Source organism: Kordia aestuariivivens, from assembly GCF_014397005.1.
GTDB classification, from domain to species: domain Bacteria; phylum Bacteroidota; class Bacteroidia; order Flavobacteriales; family Flavobacteriaceae; genus Kordia; species Kordia aestuariivivens.
Genome location: NZ_JACGWS010000021.1, coordinates 59,552 through 79,467, shown reverse-complemented (window position 1 = coordinate 79,467; position 19,916 = coordinate 59,552). Strand labels below are relative to the sequence as shown.

Here is a 19,916-nt window from a genome sequence, read left to right as displayed (position 1 = left end):
GAACCAAATGAGGACTTCACAGTAGATGGAACAGTTACAAGTGGCAACACAAGTAACACAGATCCAAGTGGAACAGTAACTATTACAGACAACGATGGTTTACCAATGGTAACAATCGGCGATGTAACAGTTGATGAGACAGATGGAACAGCAACGATACCAGTAAGTATTGATACACCAAGTAGTGTTGATACAGTTGTAAGTATTACAACGACTAATGTTGATGCTACAAATCCAGATGATTATACAACTACGACAGTTACAGCAACGATCCCAGCAGGACAGACCACAGTAAATGTTACTGTACCAATTATAGATGATATTATAGGAGAAGATACAGAAACCTTCACAGTAGATGGAACGGTTACAAGTGGTAACACAAGTAACACAAATCCAAGCGGAACGGTAACGATCAACGACAATGATACACCATCAATCGTAATTGGTGATGTAACAGTTGATGAAGGAGCAGGAACAGTAAGTGTACCAGTAAGTATCAGCAATCCAAGTGATGAAGATACTGTAGTAAGTATCACTACAACAACTGGAACAGCAGGAACAGATGATTACACAAGTACCACTGTAACGGCGACGATTCCAGCAGGACAGACAACTGTGAATGTTGACATTCCAATTACGGATGATATCCTGGACGAACCAAATGAGGACTTCACAGTAGATGGAACAGTTACAAGTGGCAACACAAGTAACACAGATCCAAGTGGAACAGTAACTATTACAGACAACGATGGTTTACCAATGGTAACAATCGGAGATGTAACAGTTGATGAGACAGATGGTAGTGCAGTAGTTCCAGTAAGTATTGATACACCAAGTAGTGTTGATACAGTAGTATCTATTACAACGACAGATGGAACAGCCGGAACTGGTGATTATACAACTACGACAGTTACAGCAACGATCCCAGCAGGACAAACAAGTGTTAACATAACAATACCAATTACAGATGATGTTTTAGACGAAAGTGATGAAACATTTAATGTGAACGGAACAGTTGTAAGTGGTAATACAAGTAATACAAACCCTAGCGGAACAGTAACAATTATTGATAATGATATTTGTACATCTGATCCATCAGCAGATTGTGATGGAGACGGAGTTACCAATGGAGACGAATTAACGCCACCAAATGGAGGAACACCAACCGACCCTAACGATCCATGTGATTTCAATATTGCAGATATCAGTATCGCACAGACAGGAGCTTACTTAGCAGCAGATTGTGATGGAGACGGAGTTACCAATGGAGACGAATTAACGCCACCAAATGGAGGAACACCAACAGATCCAAATGATCCATGTGATTTCAATATTGCAGATATCAGTATCGCACAGACTGGAGCTTACTTAGCAGCAGATTGTGATGGAGACGGAGTTACCAATGGAGACGAATTAACGCCACCAAACGGAGGAACACCAACTGATCCTAACGATCCATGTGATTTCAATATAGCAGACATTAGTATTGCTCAAACAGGTGATTACTTAGCAGCAGATTGTGATGGAGACGGAGTTACCAATGGAGACGAATTAACGCCACCAAACGGAGGAACACCAACCGACCCGAACGATCCATGTGATTTCAATATTGCAGACATTAGTATTGCTCAAACAGGTGATTACTTAGCAGCAGATTGCGATGGAGACGGAGTTACCAATGGAGACGAATTAACGCCACCAAACGGAGGAACACCAACTGATCCTAACGATCCATGTGATTTCAATGTTGCTGATATCAGTATCGCACAAACTGGCGATTACTTAGCAGCAGATTGTGACGGGGACGGAGTTACCAATGGAGACGAATTAACGCCACCAAATGGAGGAACACCAACAGATCCTAACGATCCATGTGATTCTAATATGGTTGACATCAGTACAACGCCATCTGGAGCTTACTTAGCAGCAGATTGTGACGGAGATGGAGTTACCAATGGAGACGAATTAACGCCGCCAAACGGAGGAACACCAACCGACCCTAACGATCCATGTGATTTCAATGTTGCTGATATCAGTATCGCACAAACTGGCGATTACTTAGCAGCAGATTGTGATGGAGATGGAGTTACTAACGGTGATGAATTAACACCACCAAACGGAGGAACACCAACAGATCCAAACGATCCATGTGATTTCAATGTAGATGATATTAGTTTAGCTCAAACAGGCGATTATTTATTCGCAGATTGTGATGGAGACGGAGTAACCAACGGTGATGAATTAACACCACCAAACGGAGATGATCCAACCGATCCAACTGATCCATGTGATTCTAACGCGGGTGATATAACTGTAAATCCATCAGGTGATTACTTAATAACTGATTGTGATGGAGATGGAGTAACAAACGGAGATGAGTTGAATCCACCAAACGGAGATGATCCAACAGATCCAAATGATCCATGTGATCTAAACAATGATGATGTTACAGTAGCTCAAAGTTCTGATTACTTAGCAGCTGATTGTGATGGAGATGGAGTTTCTAATGGAGACGAATTGAATCCGCCAAACGGAGATGATCCAACTGATCCAAACGATCCATGTGATCTAAATGTTGTTGATATCACATTAAATCCTAGTCAAGATTGGATAGACGGAGATTGTGATGGTGACGGAATACCAAACGGACCAGACGGTACAGATGACGAAGATGGAGATGGACTTCCTAACTTCTTAGATATTAACAATTCTAACACTGTAGAAGATGATTTAGAAATCTTCAACGCAGTAACGCCAAACGGTGATGGAGACAATGATGTATTTACAATTAGAAACATCGAAATGTTCCCAGACAACCAAGTTAGAATCTATAATAGATGGGGAATATTAGTCTACGAGACACAAGGATATGGACAAAACGGGAAATACTTCCGAGGTATATCTAATGGTCGAGTAACCATACAACAAAACAAACTGTTGCCAGTAGGAACATATTACTACGTTGTTGATTATGTAGTTAGCGGTGTAAGCAAAAGCAAAGCTGGTTACCTATACATACAACGATAAATAATACAGGCGTATATACTATTTCGGTAGTATGTACGCTATAACTAATAAACAAAAACATACCATACTGTAATGAGAAATAAAATCATCATCATCATAGTCTTATTGAGCACCATATTTTCAGTTGAAAGTTATGGTCAACAGGACGCTCAGTATACGCAATACATGTACAATACCATGACTATCAATCCGGCATATGCAGGATCTAGAGGTGTATTTAGTATCGCGGGATTACATCGTTCACAATGGGTAGGTTTAGAAGGCGCACCACGTACGCAAACCCTAAACTTACAGACTCCAATAGGGAAAAAAGGTAAAGTAGGATTAGGATTCTCCATTATCAACGATCAATTAGGACCAACGGACGAAACATATTTTGATATAGATTTCTCATATACAATCAACACATCAGAAAATGGAAAACTCTCATTTGGAATTAAAGCAGGAGGACACTTACTAGATGTATGTTTTGATTGTTTAAATGAATACAGTCCAAATGATGCTTTATTACAAAGCAATATTGATGATAAATTCTCGCCTAATATTGGAGCTGGGATTTACTATCGTAACTCTGAAAAGTGGTACGTTGGTTTATCTGCGCCAAACTTACTAGAAACAAAACACTTTGATGAATCATCACTATCAGTAGCAAAAGAACGAATCAACCTGTACTTAATTGGTGGATACGTATTTGATCTAAGTAATAGTGTAAAATTCAAACCAGCAGTATTATTAAAAGCCGTTTCTGGAGCACCATTACAAGCAGATTTATCAGCAAACTTTCTAATAAATGACAAAATTACGTTAGGAGCTGCCTATCGTTGGAGTGCTGCTTTCAGTGGATTAGTAGGACTGCAACTATCAGATAGCTTCATGATAGGATTTGCATACGATCGTGAAACAACCGAACTTGGAAACACACAATTCAATGACGGTTCGTATGAAGTATTCTTACGTTTCGAACTATTCAATAACCGCGACAAAATTATCTCACCAAGATTCTTCTAAAACCAATTATGATGACACGAAAAAAATATCTCATATATACTGTAGTAAGTTTGTTCGTACTGATTGGGTATGCGCAAGATAAAAAACTTGACAAAGCAGCTAAAAAATATGATAGCTACGCCTTCATCAATGCAATAGAAATCTATGAGGAAGTTGCAGAAGAAGGACACAAATCAAAAGAACTCTTTGAAAAACTAGGAAATTCGTATTACTTCAATGCAGACTTAATCAAGGCTTCAAAATGGTATGGTGAACTTTTCAAACTAGAAGGACTAGAAGAAGCAATTGCACCAGAATACTACTTTCGCTATGCGCAAACACTAAAAGCCGAAAAGCGTTACGATGAATCTGATAAAAAAATGCAAGAATTCAATAAACTTACCGGAAGCGATATTCGCGGAACAAAGTTTATAAAAACACGTAACTATTTAGATCAAATTGCAGAACAATCAGGTCGTTTTCGTATTGAAAACTTAGGAGTGAACTCTCCATACTCTGATTTTGCACCTTCATTCTATCTAGATAACAACTTAGTATTCTCATCAGCACGAGATACAGGTATTGCAACGCGTCACAAGCACAAGTGGAATGCGCGTCCATTCTTAGACTTATACGGAGCAGAAGTAGCCGATAATGGAAGCCTGGCGAATGTGGATAAATTTTCAGGAAAACTAAACACAAAATATCACGAGTCAACAACGGTTTTCACAAAAGATGGAAACACGATGTATTTCACACGTAATAACTATTACAAAGGGAAATACAAAAAAGATCAAAAAGGAATCAACAAGCTAAAAGTATTCAGAGCTACACGTGAAGGTGATGGTTGGACAAACATTGAAGAATTACCATTCAACAGTAATCAATACTCTGTGGCACATCCAGCGTTAAGCGTAGACGAGAAAAAACTCTACTTCGCTTCTGATATGCCAGGAACATTTGGACAATCTGACTTATTTGTAGTTGATATTAATGATGATGGAACTTTTGGTGAGCCAAAAAACTTAGGAAAAGGAATTAACACTGAAGGAAGAGAAAACTTTCCGTTTATAAGTCAACAAAACGAACTCTACTTTTCATCTGATGGACATGTTGGTTTGGGTGGATTAGATATTTTTGTAATGCAACTCGATGATGAAGAACAAACAATTTACAACGTAGGTGAACCCGTAAACAGTTCTGTGGATGATTTTTCATTCATCATCAACACAAAAACAAAAAAAGGATACTTTGCGTCTAATCGTGATGGTGGACAAGGTGATGATGATATTTATTCATTCCTTGAAATGAAACCAATCCAATGGACCTGCGAGCAAGAAATTGCAGGTGTTGTAAAAGATGATAAAACAAACGCAATTATCGGCGGTGCACAAGTAGTACTATTTGATAAAGACAACAACCAATTAGAAAACACATACAGCGACGAACAAGGAAACTTCCGTTTCTCAAAAATTCTGGAATGTAACGAAGTATACTTTGTAAGAGCTTCCAAAAAAGACTACAACTCAGCGGAGCAATTAATGCCAAAGCAAGAAGAAGCCGGACTGAGAGAAGCAATCTTACTATTAGAAAAAGAAGAAGTACCATTTAAAGTTGGAGACGATTTAGCAGTAACGTTAAACATTCCAATCATCTACTTCGATTTTGACAAATCTAACATTCGTCCAGATGCAGCGGTAGAATTGGAAAAAGTAGTGGCAGTCATGAAAAAATATCCAACACTAAAAATAGACGTACGTTCGCATACAGACAGTCGTGGACGTGATGCATACAACAAAAAATTATCACAACGTAGAAACGAATCTACACGCGCTTACATCGTTTCAAGAGGAATTGACGTAAATAGACTCATTGGAGCTGGTTACGGAGAAGAACGCTTAGTAAATAAATGTAGCAATGGTATAAAATGTTCTGAAGAAGAACATCAACTCAACAGACGAAGTGAATTCATTGTGACAGAAAGATAAAATAAAAAACCTCCGCTAAAATCGGAGGTTTTAATTTTCAATTCAGCTCCAAAGGAGGATTTTTTTCAAACTCAATCTGCTGTATCACAAAGATCACTATAGCAAATACCAATACACGATTTAACTATAGTTAAAGTTATTTTATCACCTCCTGTTATTTCATTAGACTTAAAATTTGAAATAGCTCTTTTGTTTAATTGTAATGAATTTAAATGTTGTTTTTTTATAAATAAAAAGTTTTAAAAATTAATTACTATAAAACTAGATCAAAACAACATTTTTTAAATCATGCAAAATGTAGTATTTCTTTAAAAGATAAGAAAACAATTTACTAACGTTATTTCTAAGTTTGAAGGTTATAAAATACAGAATGCATCCTCACTTTTGAGATGCTTTTTTGTTTTTCATAAAATCATGTAAAAAGTATTTATAATTTTGATTTAGAAGTAGATTATTATAATATTTTTATAAATTTTCATGTTTCTTCTCCTAATAATAATCTTCTACCTAAAACCCAACATCCAATTTTCAACCAAAAAAAAATAACCAAGGATCACTATATTCTAAAACATATGTTAATTTTAACTAAAAAATAGGAAGCAACACTAAACTTCACCGAAAGCTATTTTGTAAATTTGCATCTCTATAAAAAATATGACAAAAGAAAACGTAATCTTAGTAAACGAAAATGACGAGCAAATCGGTTTAATGGAAAAAATCGAAGCGCATGAAAAAGCACTCTTACACAGGGCATTCTCAGTATTCATTCTCAATGACAAAGGCGAGCTCATGTTGCAACAACGTGCCTTACACAAATATCATTCTCCAGGTTTATGGACCAATACCTGTTGCAGTCATCAACGCGATGGTGAAAGCAACATAAGCGCAGGTAAACGAAGATTACAAGAAGAAATGGGTTTTGTTACGGAACTTGCGGAAGCAGTATCGTTCATATACAAAGCACCATTTGATAACGGTCTTACAGAACATGAATTCGATCATGTCATGACAGGAACGTACAATGATGAACCTACCATCAACCCAGATGAAGTAGCTTCTTGGAAATGGATGGACGTACAGGCAGTAAAAGATGATATTGCCAAACATCCAAACGAATATACAGCTTGGTTCAAAATAATATTTGACAAATTTTACCAACACATAAAAGTCGATTCATGAAACGAGCATGTTAAAAAGTTTATCATCAAAGAGAATGATTAATAGCGAACAGCATGTGACCAATAAAAAACAAATTAATATAAACACATGAAAGTTACCGTAAGCAGAAAAGCACATTTCAATGCCGCACACAGGTTATATCGACCAGATTGGGACGATGCTAAAAACAAAGAAGTCTTTGGGAAATGTAGCAATCCCAACTATCACGGACACAACTACGAACTCATTGTCAGTGTAGCAGGAGAAATAGATCCAGAAACAGGATTTGTTATGGACGTAAAAATACTAAAAGACTTAATTCGTTCGGAAATAGAAGACGCGTTTGATCACAAAAACCTAAACATAGAAGTACCAGAATTCAAAAACTTAAATCCTACGGCAGAAAACATTGTAGTAGTTACTTGGAACAAACTCAGAAAGCACATTTCTACATCATTAGATTTAGAAGTTGTATTATATGAAACACCAAGAAACTTTGTAAAATACGCAGGAGAATAACTATGAACCTATATCCGTTAAAATTCAATCCAATATTCAAAGAACGCATTTGGGGCGGCAATAAATTACAAACATTGCTTCACAAAGACGTATCAGGAGAAACTATTGGGGAAAGTTGGGAAATCTCGGATGTAAAAGGCGAACCTTCTGTAGTTGCTGAAGGCGCATTAAAAGGCAAGACGCTTCAAGAACTCAGCGAAATCTTTCAATCAGAATTACTAGGGAAAAAAGTATATGACGCTTTCGGAACAAAATTTCCCTTACTAATCAAATACATTGACGCTAAGCGCGATTTATCCATTCAAGTGCATCCAAATGATACATTAGCAAAAGAACGTCACAATTCCTTCGGAAAAACAGAAATGTGGTATGTGATGCAAGCGGATGAAGGCGCAAAACTCATGGTTGGATTCAATCAAAAAGTTAGCAAAGAAGACTATCAAGTACACTTAAAAAATAATACACTTACGGAAATTCTCAACTTCCAAAAAGTAAAAAAAGGAGATGTATATTTCTTGCCAACTGGAAGAGTTCATGCCATTGGTGGCGGAATTGTCTTAGCGGAAATTCAACAAACTTCAGACATTACCTATCGTATTTTCGATTGGAATAGAGTAGATGCAGCAGGAAACTCACGCGAATTACATACCGATTTAGCGCTTGACGCGATAGATTACACTTTCAACAAAAACTATAAAACAGATTATCTTGCTGTAGAAAATACAACTTCAACGCTTGTTGATTGTCCATACTTTACCACGAATCTCATTCCGTTTACGGGAGAACTTACGCTAAATCATGATGAAAAAGACTCATTTGTGATTTACTTATGTGTAAAAGGAAACGTTGCGTTTAAAACACAAGGCTATAAAGAAACGCTCTCTTTTGGAGAAACAATACTCTTGCCAGCTACTATCAAAAACATAAAAATTAGCGCAGACGAAGCTTCCGAACTCTTGGAGGTTTATATCAAATAGAATCAAGAGAATAGAATCAAGAATCAAGAATTTTAATTTTGAGCAAAACTGAAAACTATCAGTTTTGAGCATTATTGAGATCAAAATATATTTTGATTGAAAATACCTAGCGTAGCTATCGAGAACACTTTGAGACAAAATTTCGCTGAAATTCTACTATAAGTAACGAAATAAAAAGTGATTAACTTTTCAATCTTTCAACCATTCATAAAAACAAAATAACATTTGTAGTATTTATGACAAATTATAAATCAATTTAGTTTAAATTTGCAAAAAATTATAAATTATGTCGAATAAAAGAGACTTAAAAAAAGACTTAAACTACGTTTTGGGAGATATTATTGATGCAGCTTTAATATGGCAAATCGCTAATCCAGGAGCAGATGTTACTAAAAGTGAAGAAATCATTGATGAGTCAATAAAAACTTTTGATGGATTGATTGCAGAAGTAAACAAAAGAAAAGTTGAAAATGCTAAAGCACACTTCAAAGGAATCAGAGAAACATTAGAGGCAAAAGCAACAGAATTAGTAGCAAAAATAAACAGTCTTTAAAAAAGATAAAAAAAGGTTTGCAGGATATAAAAAGGTTTTTATATTTGCAACCGCTTTGCCGATGTAGCTCAGCTGGCTAGAGCAGCTGATTTGTAATCAGCAGGTCGTGGGTTCGAGTCCCTCCATCGGCTCAAAGTTTGTAAAACAGTGATTATACTATATAATCACTGTTTTTTTTTGCCGAGAAAATCAACGTATATTTAGATGTGATATGGAACTAGCTAACAACCAGTAACAAGCAACTAACAACTAACAACAATCATCGCATGCAATTCAAAGAACTAAAACTCAATAAGCCAATTATCAGAGCGCTATTTGATAAAAAATACGAAGAACCTACACTAGTTCAAGAACGTGCAATTCCTGCGATATTGGCAAAAAAAGACATCATTGTCTCTGCGCAAACTGGAACTGGGAAAACAGCGGCGTTCGCATTGCCGATCTTACAATTACTATACGACAAGCAAGATGCGCCTAAAAAAGGCAAGAAAATAAAAGCATTAGTGATCTGTCCAACGCGTGAATTAGCCATTCAAATTCAAGAAAACTTTGAAACGTATAGCAAATACACCAACTTGCGTACAGGTTTAATCTTTGGTGGCGCTTCCATTGAACCACAAAAAGAAATGCTCAAAAAAGGTGTAGACATTTTAGTTGCAACACCTGGAAGATTGTTAGACTTGCACAAACAAGATAGAATCAACTTAGATTACATAGAAACTTTAGTATTAGACGAAGCTGATTTAATGTTAGATATGGGATTCATTGATGATGTCAAAAAAATTGAACGCTTATGTCCTGACGGAAAACAAATTCTGTTATTCTCTGCTACGATGCCATTCAAAGTAGAACAATTGGCAAGTTCAATTCTTAGAGATCCTGAATTTGTAGAAGTTTCGCCAACATCATCCGCAGCAAAAGGCGTAAGCCAAACATTGTATTATGTGCCGAAACCTAAAAAAATTGAATTGTGCTTGCATGTACTTCGAAACAATGTCAAAGGAAGTACCATTATTTTCAGGCGTACAAAATATGGCGTTGATAAGCTCCAAGAAACACTTTCAAGAAACAATTACAAAGCAGTAAGCATTCACGGTGGTATTTCACAAAGTTTACGGCAAGAAGCATTAAATGAGTTCAAAAAAGGAACTGCACAAATCTTAATAGCAACAGATGTAGCGGCACGTGGAATTGATATCAAAAATGTAGATACAATCATCAATTTTGACATTCCAAACATCTCTGAAACGTATGTGCATAGAATAGGAAGAACCGCAAGGGCTGGCGCTTCAGGAATTGCATTATCATTCTGTTCGGCTGATGAAAAAGGATACATCAAAGACATTCAACAATTGATCAATACCAAAATTTCCGTTGAAGAAGAGCATCCATATCCGTTAGACCCAAAAGCAGCACCAGCAGTTCACAAAAAGCCAGGGAGCAAACACAAAAAAGGAAGAAAATCAGAAGCTTCCAAAAAGAAGAAAAAACGTTGGTACTAATTTAAAAAAGATTCAAGAAAAAAGATTCAAGATTCAAGACTTTTCATACCTTTCTAAAAGTTCTTGAAAAAACGTAAATGACATTAAAAAAAACACTTTTCGGCTGCAGCCTAATATTACTCGTTACAATGATGAGCTTCTGTGCAAAACCAGCACCCAAAAAGCAACGTGATACTACTCGGATTTTAGCATACGAAGTAAACCCAAAAACAGAAAAACTTCAGTTCTATTGGAAAAATGACGAAGGTGAAGTTTACAGCAACTTTCAAAACCTAAAAACACAATTGCAAGCCAAACAACAAGAACTTGTTTTTGCAATGAATGGTGGCATGTATCAAAAAGATCAATCGCCGCAAGGTTTGTATATTGAAAATGGAAAGCTCAAATCGCCATTAGAAACCAAAGCAGCAGGATTCGGAAACTTCTATTTACAGCCAAATGGCGTGTTTTACATCACACAAGAAAACAATCCAGTAATATGTGTCACAACAGCTTTTAAAAACGCTGAAAACATCAAATACGCTACACAATCTGGTCCCATGTTAGTGATTGATGGAAAACTTCATGAAAAACTCACCAAAGGTTCTGAAAATCTACACATTCGGAATGGAGTAGGCGTATTGCCAAACGGAAACTTGCTATTCGCGATGAGCAAAGAAAAAATCAATTTCTATGACTTTGCCACATTCTTCAAAGAAAATGGTTGCAAAAATGCGTTGTATTTAGATGGTTTTGTGTCTAAAACTTATCTGCCTTCCAAAAACTATCAACAACTCGACGGAAATTTTGGTGTAATCATCGGAGTTGTAAAATCGGCACACTAAATTCTTCAAAAAAATCTCGTATCTTTCAGTCAGAAAAATATGTACATAAAAATTAAATCTCAAATGAAAAAATATATTCTACTAGCTGTCATGTTATTCGCGTTGCAATCGTATGCACAAAAAGATGAATCAATCTTTGAATTAGAGCCTTCACAAAGTATGTCTATTACTGGAAAAGGAGCTGGACAAGATGCTGCTATCAATCCATACACAAATGGTAACAGTATTGCGGTGATTAGAAATTTAGGAAAAAACAAATTTACAATTCGCGTGGAATATCAAGGAAAGCTATTCCAAACACGTGTTTTAGAACCTAATAAAACTACAAAAATAGCATTGCGTCAAGGAAGTCAATTGTATTTAGATAGCGACTTAGCAGCAAAAGCAAAAGTAGATTTCAAAAAAGGAGCAAACTAATCCGAACATAGTAAACCCGATTAGACATAAAAAAAATCTCAACAGCAATGTTGAGATTTTTTCATGTTGAAATATTTTATAATTCGCCTTAAAAGTGTTTCTTAAAGAAACCTTCCAATTTGTTCTTTTCTGTTTCCTCTAAGTTGTGAACAGCTTCTGTCATTGCGCCTTTTAGATCTTTACCTAAAGCATCACCTGGTTTAAATTCTGTTCCATCAAAATAACGCGGATCTGTTCCAGGTCCTGTTGGACTTCCATGATCAGCATCAATCGATTTTCTCCAGCGTAATGCATGTGTGCGCCATTCTACTCTATTGACTAATTTTGGAGGTGTAAACCATACATTCCACGTTAATATATTACCATCTTGTAACATATTTCCTGAAGCTGCATTAAACGCAAACATCACCATTTCGTTAAATTCATCCACGATTTTATTTCCAGTTTTTTCAATAGGACCAATCTGAACGGAAAGATTTGCTACATGCCAAGCTTCTGCTTCATGTCGTGCAAATTCAGGACTTTTAAATAACTTTGTTTCTCCGTCACGAAGTGGAAATATAGGTTGATTTGGGTTTTGAGGTAAATGTGTAGTTACTTTAATTGCCTTTTCTTTAGAAAGCGGGAAGTCTAACCCAAACTTGCTAAAAAGTCTCCATGCTTTTTTAACTGAATCTTTTTGTTGCGCACTTGGACTGAACCAAATGGTACCTTCAACAGTCATATCTGCGGCAATTTCTTTAGTGTCTTCATTTGCCCAACCACGTTGTCCGGTTACGGTTACTTCTACATTCATGCAACCAAACGTTGGCGAACATGCGCCTTGTTGTGGGCAAATAATAGAATATACGCGTCCTTCGTTGGTGTATCCAAGTCTGGAAATATAAGGTGAAAACATTTGAAAACATCTCGATTTTTCATCTCCTTGAATCGTTTGCCAACTAAATTCTGGCCATTTCACACCTTGTTGTCTGTCTAACAAATCAATGTTGTCCATATTGTCCAACATTGGTAATGATGTTAAATCTGGATCTGGGTATGCAAATGCTGGATTCGATTCTGCAAATCCTCCGACCCATCCTGGTGGAATTCTGTTTTCTAGGATACTACTCATGGTATATTAGTTTTTTTAATTTATAGAATTTTAAAAATAACCTTTTTTTATGAAGTAGCGAAGCGTAGAAGTACGTGGTTTGGTGAAGTTCAATTTAGAGAAGCTTGTGAAGGCGAACTAACTCTGCTGAAAAACAGAGTAAGTTTTTATAATTTAGAAAGTGTATATTTAATCTCAATAAAATTGTCATTGAATGAAACTTTTTCTGCTGTAAAAGCAGGGACAATTGACAGATGAAGAACAAAAAATAGTAAAGATTTTGCTGGAATTTTAAGTAAATTATTCAAGTGAATATATATTCAGAAACTTTTATTACAAATTCATCGTTATGTATAAAGATTAACCTTCTTTGATAATCAATTTTAATTTTTAGGCGTATGAGAATTTTGTTGTATGTGATCTTGCTTTTTCAATCTATTAATCTCTTTGGACAGGAAATTAGACCAAAGGTTGAGAAAATTGCAGAATCCATTTCAGAAGGGAATCGACTTGAAGATAAACGTGTTGGTTTAGGTGGAAGTCCATCAAATCAATACATTAAGTTTGAAAAGCTAAAAAAGATAGCAACAGAAAAAGAACTTTTGTTATTACTTCAACATGAAAGTGCAGCAGTTAAAGGATATGCAAGTTGGGCTTTGATTGACAAGCAATACAATGATTTAACTTTAATTTTTAATAAGTTTTTAGAAACAGAAGAAACTGTAAAAACGTTTAGCGGTTGTATTATCTCAACGGATCATTTAGCTTTAGTATTCTATTCACGTGTACTTTATCCCGAAAACTCCAGATCGCTTACTGCTGCCGATAAAGCGTATTTTGCTACACAAATAAAAAACATATATTATTCCGCACTTCGTTTTAAAAAAGACAACTATGTCTTTCAGGAAGCATTAGAAAATAATCAAGCAAATCCAGACAATTATAATATTATTCGAAAATTAGCATTGAAATATAATGCTGAAAAAGCATTGATCGCATTGGCAGCATATAAAAAAGAGGCAGATATAAATGATATCTTGGCAATAGGAACAGCTGCATTTGAGGCAATGTCTTATTTTCCAAATCCAAAATTCTGGGATTTTTTAATGCAACATAAAACCACTATAAATTCTGAAGCATATTATAGTGCAATCGCAGCTTTTAAAAACGAAAGTTCTTTAGCGGTATTGACTTCTATCTATAGCAAAAATAAAGAAAGTGAAACTGCTTTGTATAAAGCGTTGATGAAATTTTATGCGCCAATATATGAAGATCTTTTGTTGCAAATATTTGAAGACACTAAAACAATTGATATCATTCAGTTAAAAAGAGTATTAAAAAACGCTCCAGAAAAATCAGCGCCATATTTTGTCAATGGATTATTATCAGATCAAAAAAATAATTTTTTAGAATTGGATTATAATTACGGTTCACGCGATTCTATATTGCCATTACTTCTGAAAAATATACAAAAATATCAACCTAAAAGACTTTCAGAAGTTTGTGTACACAATGTTTCTAAAGTAAAATTTACAGAATTAGCTTCGCTGCTAGAAATAATTTCTGAACATAAAATTGTTGCAGCTAAAGAGCCAATTTTAGTAAGATTACAGAAGAAAACGTATCCATTTGAAACTTTTCATTTGACAAAAGCATTGCTTTCTTTCGACGATAAATCGATACACAAAGAAATTAAAAGAACATTGTTAGCCTCTCAAGAAAATTGGGATATCGGAAATTGGTCAGCATCGTTTAGAGAATTATTAAATAAACATGATATTGAGATAAAGTAATTTGTATATTTAAAAAACAAACTCAGATTTTATGCAAAAAATAAACAGTTATTTCGCAGTCGTTTTGATGTTTTTAGTCATCGTTGGATGTTCGCAAGAAACAGAAATTGAAAAGCATGGAAAACACTTCCAGAAGCATAATGATTACAAAAGTCTCAGCAAAGTAGTGGAGCTCATAAAAATAGATGACGACACTTCGTATGTAAAGAAAATATTGGGTAAACCAATTGACATGGGATTCGATTACCGATATTTAATAGATTCCACAGGCGTAAAAGGGTGTCCAATTGGTGCAGTATTTCACATCAGTGAACTTGGTAAAATTGACCAAAAATGGATTGATGAAATTTGTGAATAAATCAACGTAAAATAGTATAAATAGAAAAGCCCAACTTCAATAAAGTTGGGCTTTCTTATTTTATATAAATCTTGAACGTAAAGCTGTATCGAAGCACTATTTCGCTTCTTCTAACTTGCGCTTCTCAATCAATTCCTTTAATTCTTTCCCGTATTTAGATTCCATGATTCTTGGTGTCAATTGACCATAAATTGTATCTAAAAAACGAACATTCGCATCGTAGGTTTCTGTAGTGACTACATACGGTGTAATTTCTTTGTCGTTATTGGTAAATGCATAATTTAAAATGTAACGCATGCGACTTTTGCTATAATTCGCAATCTTGTCGTTAATCTCCGCTACTTTCTTTGTATCTTCTTCTTTTTGCGCGTTCATTCCATCGCGTAATAACATCAATTCTTTGGTGTTATACTTGGTCATAAACTCTTTAAAAGCAATCAATTCGGTATGATTTTTAGAACCCGTAATTTGCACATCGTTTACGAATCTACGTAAAGTTGTATTGATAGTCATTTCGCCAGGTTCAGCAAAAAAATCAATGCGATCATTCAATTCGTTGAAATCCTTCTTACTCAAATACAAATACAAAACTTCAGGTTCTTCAATCGTCGTGCTAAACGTAAAATGCGCATCACCATTTACAAGTAATGAATCTAACGTAATTAAGGTTGTATCTTGAACTTTCTGTAAAAAAATAGTTCCTTCTTTCAGTCCATCTATGTTTCCAGTAATGGTTAAATTACCTTTCGTTTCTTTTCCACATGCAATAAATCCTAACACAGTTAAGAGTACAATCAATTTTTTCATCATATTGAATTTTAAAGAGGGCAAATATCTACAATTTCATTAAACTTGTGAAGCGATTTTCATTAAAATAGTACACAAAATTGCGCCGTACGTTCCAACTACATATCCAAACACTGCTAAAAGCACTCCAACCGACGTTAACGAAGGATGAAAAGCAGAAGCAACAATTGGAGCAGAAGCCGCGCCACCAACGTTTGCCTGACTTCCTACAGCCAAGAAGAAAAACGGTGCGCGAATAAGTTTTGCAACCAAAATTAGTAATGCTGCGTGAAATGCCATCCAAACCAATCCGACAGCAATTAATCCTGGATTTTCTAATACTTTTCCTAAATCCATTTTCATACCAATAGAAGCAACTAAAACATAAATAAAAATACTTCCTATTTTACTTGCACCAGCACCTTCATAATTTTTTGCTTTCGTGTATGAAAGTCCAATTCCAAAAGCAGTAGCAATCGTAATCATCCAAAAGAAAGACGAACTTAAAAATGATAAAGAACCATCTTTATTTTTTACAGCATCAAAATTACTCGTTAAGAAATCGGTTATATTATTTGCACCATAATGTGCCAAAGAAACACCTCCAAAGGCAATTGCCAGAATGATCATTAAATCAGTTAACGAAGGATTTCGCTTTATTTTATCTGCAAAAGAAGATACCGTTTCTTTCAAACGTTCAATTGCAGAACTATCTGCTTTTAACCATTTGTCAATCTTTTCAGTTTTTCCAATTCCTAATAATAAAATCGCCATCCAAAGATTTGCGACAACAATATCAACCAATACCATTGCGCCGTATTTATCAGGACTGTATTCGTAAATTTCATACATCGCAGCTTGGTTTGCACCACCGCCAATCCAGCTTCCTGCTAAGGTAGAAAGTCCACGCCAAACAGCTTCTGGTCCAACACCGCCAACAGTTTCAGGCGAAACAACAGAAATTAATAAAATTGCCAAAGGTCCACCAATAATAATTCCGACAGTTCCCGTAAAAAACATAATTAATGCTTTCGGGCCTAAATTGAAAATACCTTTTAAGTCAATACTTAAGGTCATTAGTATTAATGCTGCTGGTAATAGAAAGCGACTAGCAATCATGTAGGTTTCTGAATATTTATCTGAAATAATACCAAGCGAACTCAAAACTGCAGGCAGTAAATAACAGATTAATAATGCAGGAACATATTTGTAGAATTTTTTCCAACCTGAGTTTTTGCTAGATTCTGTGTAAAACACAAAACCAAGAATCAGCATTAATATTCCAAATACAATTTTGTCACTACTAAAAAACGGTTTCGTATGTATGATCGTTTTTTCTATTTTCTGTTGTTTCGCAGGAATAGAAATTCTGTTGTTTTGTTGATAGAAATTAGCGTCTAATACTTCATAAACAATTTCTGAAAAACCACTTTTTGGCGTGGTCGTTAGCTCAAAAAGGTTTATTGCTTTTTCAACGCTGATCGCTTCGTTTCCACGATACGAAATACTTGCAACCGAATTGTCTACATTAAACTTAAAATCGCCTTTAGCAATAAATTTTTTATTGATATTACGAATGTTTTCCAACGTAACTAAGGAATCATTTGCTTTGATTTTTAGATCAAATCCTGTGAATGTAATAGAATCAATAAGGACTTTTGTGTTGAAAGTAGTTTCTTTTCCTTCTAGATGTTTTACCGTTAATTGTTGAGAAAATAGGGTAAAGGAAGCAAAGAATAGGAGTAAAGCAATGGCTTTTTTCATAATGATCAGATAGTTTGTGGCTGCAAAATACCAAAAATAATTATGGTTTCGTATTGAAAAATTTAATGATTCAAGGTTTGAAGAATGTATACCGTAAACTTTTAAGTAGTAATTACTTGATTAGTTTAGATTTCATAAAGCGATAAATAGATAATGCTAAAAAAATTGAAGTGATAACTATTACAGCATCACTAGCACTTTCATTTTTAATTATTGATGTAATTGGAATCATAAAAACGATGATACTAGCTACTATAATGGAACCTATTCCTAAAAGAATTTTTTTAAACATGAAGAAGTATAAGTGAATTAATAAGTAATCTTATTCAAAAACCCAGAATAAAACCTATTCTGGCGTTTCCTGTGATGGATCATTTTTCTTTTTGGGTTCTCTTTTTGCATTTTTTAAACTTTGCATAAGCATCCATTCTATTTGTCCATTGGTACTGCGGAATTCGTCAGCGGCCCATTTTTCAATAGATTTTAACATCTCTTCATTGATTCGTAATGCAAAGGCTTTCTTTTTTGCCATAATTATTTTTTTGACAATTCGTCTTTTTTACTTTTTGACATGTACACAAATAGTACTGCAGGCAATACTACAGCAAATCCTATAATAATATAGATAAATGAGGATTCTAACATAATTTTTTCCCCATAGCTATTGTAATAACTGAATACGCAACATACGACATAACGAGCAAGGTGCATAAGTTTACAATACGTAATAAGCGACAACTAATTTTATAATAGTACGCTGCATTTTGTTCTGTAATTTCGACCAAATAGTTATGAATATTTGGATATTTGGTTAGGATGTGAATTCCAACAGTAATTACCGTAGTAATTGCCATCAAAGCCCAAACGGAACCTTTGCCGCCAGTACTATCCACTTCTCCGTTTCCGTTAAAATGCATTGGGACAATATCTGGCAAAGATGCAAAAGACATCAACACATAACCCCATAAAATGACCAAAATAGCAAGCGTCACAAGTTCCAAGATGACATCTATGTTTTCTAATGGTATTTTTATTTTAGGTCTGTTTTCGTACATTGTGCTTATCTATTTTTATTACGTTCCATAATTACTTGGATATACGTGTCAAAGTTATTAATGGTGTGTAATGCCCAACCTTGTTTAGCATATTCATTTAGAAAATCTTCCAACTTTTCCATTCTGTTGGACCAACCTAAACTCGGTTTCAGTACTTTATATTCTTTCATAATATTTTGTTTAATCTATTATAAGATATAGCACAATTACTGATTTTTTTCACATCATTTAGAAAGCGCTCATATTCTTTTTCTAATTTTCTAAATCTTAATTTTTTATAGCGACTATTGTTTAATAATATTTTAATTATTACTTCATTTCCATAATTGAGGTCTACTACAATTCCTTTTAAATCAGTTATTTGAACCTTTTTTCTATAATCTCTTTGTAAAAAAACATAATATAATAAGCGCGTCATTAAAAGAGTCATTATAAAAAGGAAAATAGCAGTGAACAGTTTTCCCACTTCTCCTGAATTTTGATACTTTGTAAATTCAGTAAATACGGTTTTTAAAGAAATGATTAATATAATCATTACTGCTAACTTAGCAAGTATGCTCATTATTAAGCCTTCTTGCGTTTGCATATGTGAATGAGACATTGACAACTCTCCTTCTTTTAGTTGATATACGTTTTTCATCTGGATCTTTTAAATTGTTTCCTGTTTTACCACATACCGTGAATTTAGCTTTTGTAAACTTTCCAGAAAAGCTACATGTTCTTTTTCAGATTTTCTAAATGGTAAGTCTACCGTAGAAAATTTCCCATTTACAGTAAGTACAATATTTAAAGGGTTTTCTTCATCAATTGTTTCGGTTATAGATGTAATTGTATCAACATTAACAGTATTTGTCCAGCTTTTTACAATAAACTCTTTATACAACCAATACCCGATAAACAAGCTCAGCGGAACGTATATTAATGAAGTAAATACAATGTCCCATATTGAATCAAAACCGCGATCAATTTTACTACTTGTACGATCAAAAATATACATTCCAGCAACGACTGAAAGCAGTTTGTTTTTGATTAAACTCCAATTGCTTACTTGCGTAACTTCAAGTTTCGTATTGGAAAGTTGTACTTTTCCTTCTAATAAGTTGAATGTCTTCATG

The 19,916-nt window shown here is 34.7% G+C and carries 20 protein-coding genes and 1 tRNA gene; 13 read left to right on the top strand and 8 right to left on the bottom strand.

The window, feature by feature from the left end; all coding sequences use genetic code 11:
• From H2O64_RS22930 to H2O64_RS22880, 11 genes are all read left to right on the top strand, one after another.
• On the top strand, positions 1-3,027 hold a 3,027-nt coding region (locus H2O64_RS22930), incomplete at its 5' end, for a T9SS type B sorting domain-containing protein (RefSeq protein ID WP_187564583.1).
• 72 nt (positions 3,028-3,099) lie between these two features.
• Positions 3,100-4,035 carry a PorP/SprF family type IX secretion system membrane protein gene (locus tag H2O64_RS22925; RefSeq protein ID WP_187564582.1) on the top strand — a complete coding sequence of 312 codons (936 nt, stop codon included), beginning with the start codon at positions 3,100-3,102 and terminating at the stop codon, positions 4,033-4,035.
• A gap of 11 nt (positions 4,036-4,046) precedes the next feature.
• Entirely contained in the window at positions 4,047-6,002 is a 1,956-nt protein-coding gene (locus tag H2O64_RS22920; protein ID WP_187564581.1) for an OmpA family protein, read from the top strand.
• A 654-nt stretch (positions 6,003-6,656) separates the two neighbouring features.
• A complete protein-coding gene (gene idi / locus H2O64_RS22915; RefSeq protein ID WP_187564580.1) occupies positions 6,657-7,181 on the top strand; it encodes an isopentenyl-diphosphate Delta-isomerase in 525 nt (174 codons plus the stop codon).
• A gap of 87 nt (positions 7,182-7,268) precedes the next feature.
• Entirely contained in the window at positions 7,269-7,679 is a 411-nt protein-coding gene (locus H2O64_RS22910; protein WP_187564579.1) for a 6-pyruvoyl trahydropterin synthase family protein, read from the top strand.
• Positions 7,680-7,681: 2 nt separating this feature from the next.
• Positions 7,682-8,656 carry a type I phosphomannose isomerase catalytic subunit gene (locus H2O64_RS22905; RefSeq protein WP_187564578.1) on the top strand — a complete coding sequence of 325 codons (975 nt, stop codon included), beginning with the start codon at positions 7,682-7,684 and terminating at the stop codon, positions 8,654-8,656.
• A 286-nt stretch (positions 8,657-8,942) separates the two neighbouring features.
• Positions 8,943-9,209, top strand: a complete 267-nt coding sequence (locus tag H2O64_RS22900) for a hypothetical protein (protein ID WP_187564577.1) — start codon at positions 8,943-8,945, stop codon at positions 9,207-9,209.
• Between the two features lie 57 nt (positions 9,210-9,266).
• Positions 9,267-9,340: transfer RNA gene (locus H2O64_RS22895), tRNA-Thr, on the top strand.
• Positions 9,341-9,475: 135 nt separating this feature from the next.
• Positions 9,476-10,711 (top strand): DEAD/DEAH box helicase, encoded by a 1,236-nt coding sequence (locus H2O64_RS22890; RefSeq protein ID WP_187564576.1) that lies wholly within the window; start codon positions 9,476-9,478, stop codon positions 10,709-10,711.
• Between the two features lie 77 nt (positions 10,712-10,788).
• On the top strand, positions 10,789-11,535 hold the full coding sequence (locus tag H2O64_RS22885) for a phosphodiester glycosidase family protein (protein ID WP_187564575.1): 747 nt from the start codon (positions 10,789-10,791) through the stop codon (positions 11,533-11,535).
• Between the two features lie 63 nt (positions 11,536-11,598).
• Positions 11,599-11,952 (top strand): hypothetical protein, encoded by a 354-nt coding sequence (locus H2O64_RS22880; RefSeq protein WP_187564574.1) that lies wholly within the window; start codon positions 11,599-11,601, stop codon positions 11,950-11,952.
• Positions 11,953-12,040: 88 nt separating this feature from the next.
• On the opposite strand, the gene H2O64_RS22875 is transcribed toward H2O64_RS22880, so the two are convergent.
• Entirely contained in the window at positions 12,041-13,066 is a 1,026-nt protein-coding gene (locus H2O64_RS22875; RefSeq protein ID WP_187564573.1) for a hypothetical protein, read from the bottom strand.
• A gap of 377 nt (positions 13,067-13,443) precedes the next feature.
• Between H2O64_RS22875 and H2O64_RS22870 the strand changes: the two genes are divergently transcribed.
• Complete coding sequence (locus tag H2O64_RS22870; RefSeq protein ID WP_187564572.1) at positions 13,444-14,838, top strand: hypothetical protein; 1,395 nt, start codon at positions 13,444-13,446, stop codon at positions 14,836-14,838.
• A gap of 31 nt (positions 14,839-14,869) precedes the next feature.
• Positions 14,870-15,196, top strand: coding sequence for a hypothetical protein (locus H2O64_RS22865; protein ID WP_187564571.1), 327 nt, complete (start codon positions 14,870-14,872; stop codon positions 15,194-15,196).
• A 96-nt stretch (positions 15,197-15,292) separates the two neighbouring features.
• Here the strand turns inward: H2O64_RS22865 and H2O64_RS22860 are convergent, their stop codons facing one another.
• The 7 genes from H2O64_RS22860 to H2O64_RS22830 all read right to left on the bottom strand — a co-directional run bounded on the left by H2O64_RS22860 (position 15,293) and on the right by H2O64_RS22830 (position 19,915).
• Positions 15,293-16,003, bottom strand: coding sequence for a DUF4369 domain-containing protein (locus H2O64_RS22860; protein ID WP_187564570.1), 711 nt, complete (start codon positions 16,001-16,003; stop codon positions 15,293-15,295).
• Positions 16,004-16,042: 39 nt separating this feature from the next.
• Positions 16,043-17,308: a DUF819 family protein gene (locus tag H2O64_RS22855; RefSeq protein WP_187564584.1), complete on the bottom strand. Its 1,266-nt coding sequence runs from the start codon at positions 17,306-17,308 to the stop codon at positions 16,043-16,045.
• Between the two features lie 784 nt (positions 17,309-18,092).
• Positions 18,093-18,278 carry an Arc family DNA-binding protein gene (locus H2O64_RS22850; protein WP_187564569.1) on the bottom strand — a complete coding sequence of 62 codons (186 nt, stop codon included), beginning with the start codon at positions 18,276-18,278 and terminating at the stop codon, positions 18,093-18,095.
• Between the two features lie 106 nt (positions 18,279-18,384).
• Positions 18,385-18,801 (bottom strand): DUF1648 domain-containing protein, encoded by a 417-nt coding sequence (locus tag H2O64_RS22845; protein WP_187564568.1) that lies wholly within the window; start codon positions 18,799-18,801, stop codon positions 18,385-18,387.
• 5 nt (positions 18,802-18,806) lie between these two features.
• Entirely contained in the window at positions 18,807-18,971 is a 165-nt protein-coding gene (locus H2O64_RS22840; protein WP_187564567.1) for a DUF4177 domain-containing protein, read from the bottom strand.
• Positions 18,968-19,441 carry a hypothetical protein gene (locus H2O64_RS22835; protein ID WP_187564566.1) on the bottom strand — a complete coding sequence of 158 codons (474 nt, stop codon included), beginning with the start codon at positions 19,439-19,441 and terminating at the stop codon, positions 18,968-18,970. The genes H2O64_RS22840 and H2O64_RS22835 overlap by 4 nt, the downstream gene beginning before the upstream one ends.
• A 9-nt stretch (positions 19,442-19,450) precedes the next feature.
• Positions 19,451-19,915, bottom strand: coding sequence for a hypothetical protein (locus tag H2O64_RS22830; RefSeq protein ID WP_187564565.1), 465 nt, complete (start codon positions 19,913-19,915; stop codon positions 19,451-19,453).
• Between the last annotated feature and the right edge of the window lies 1 nt (position 19,916).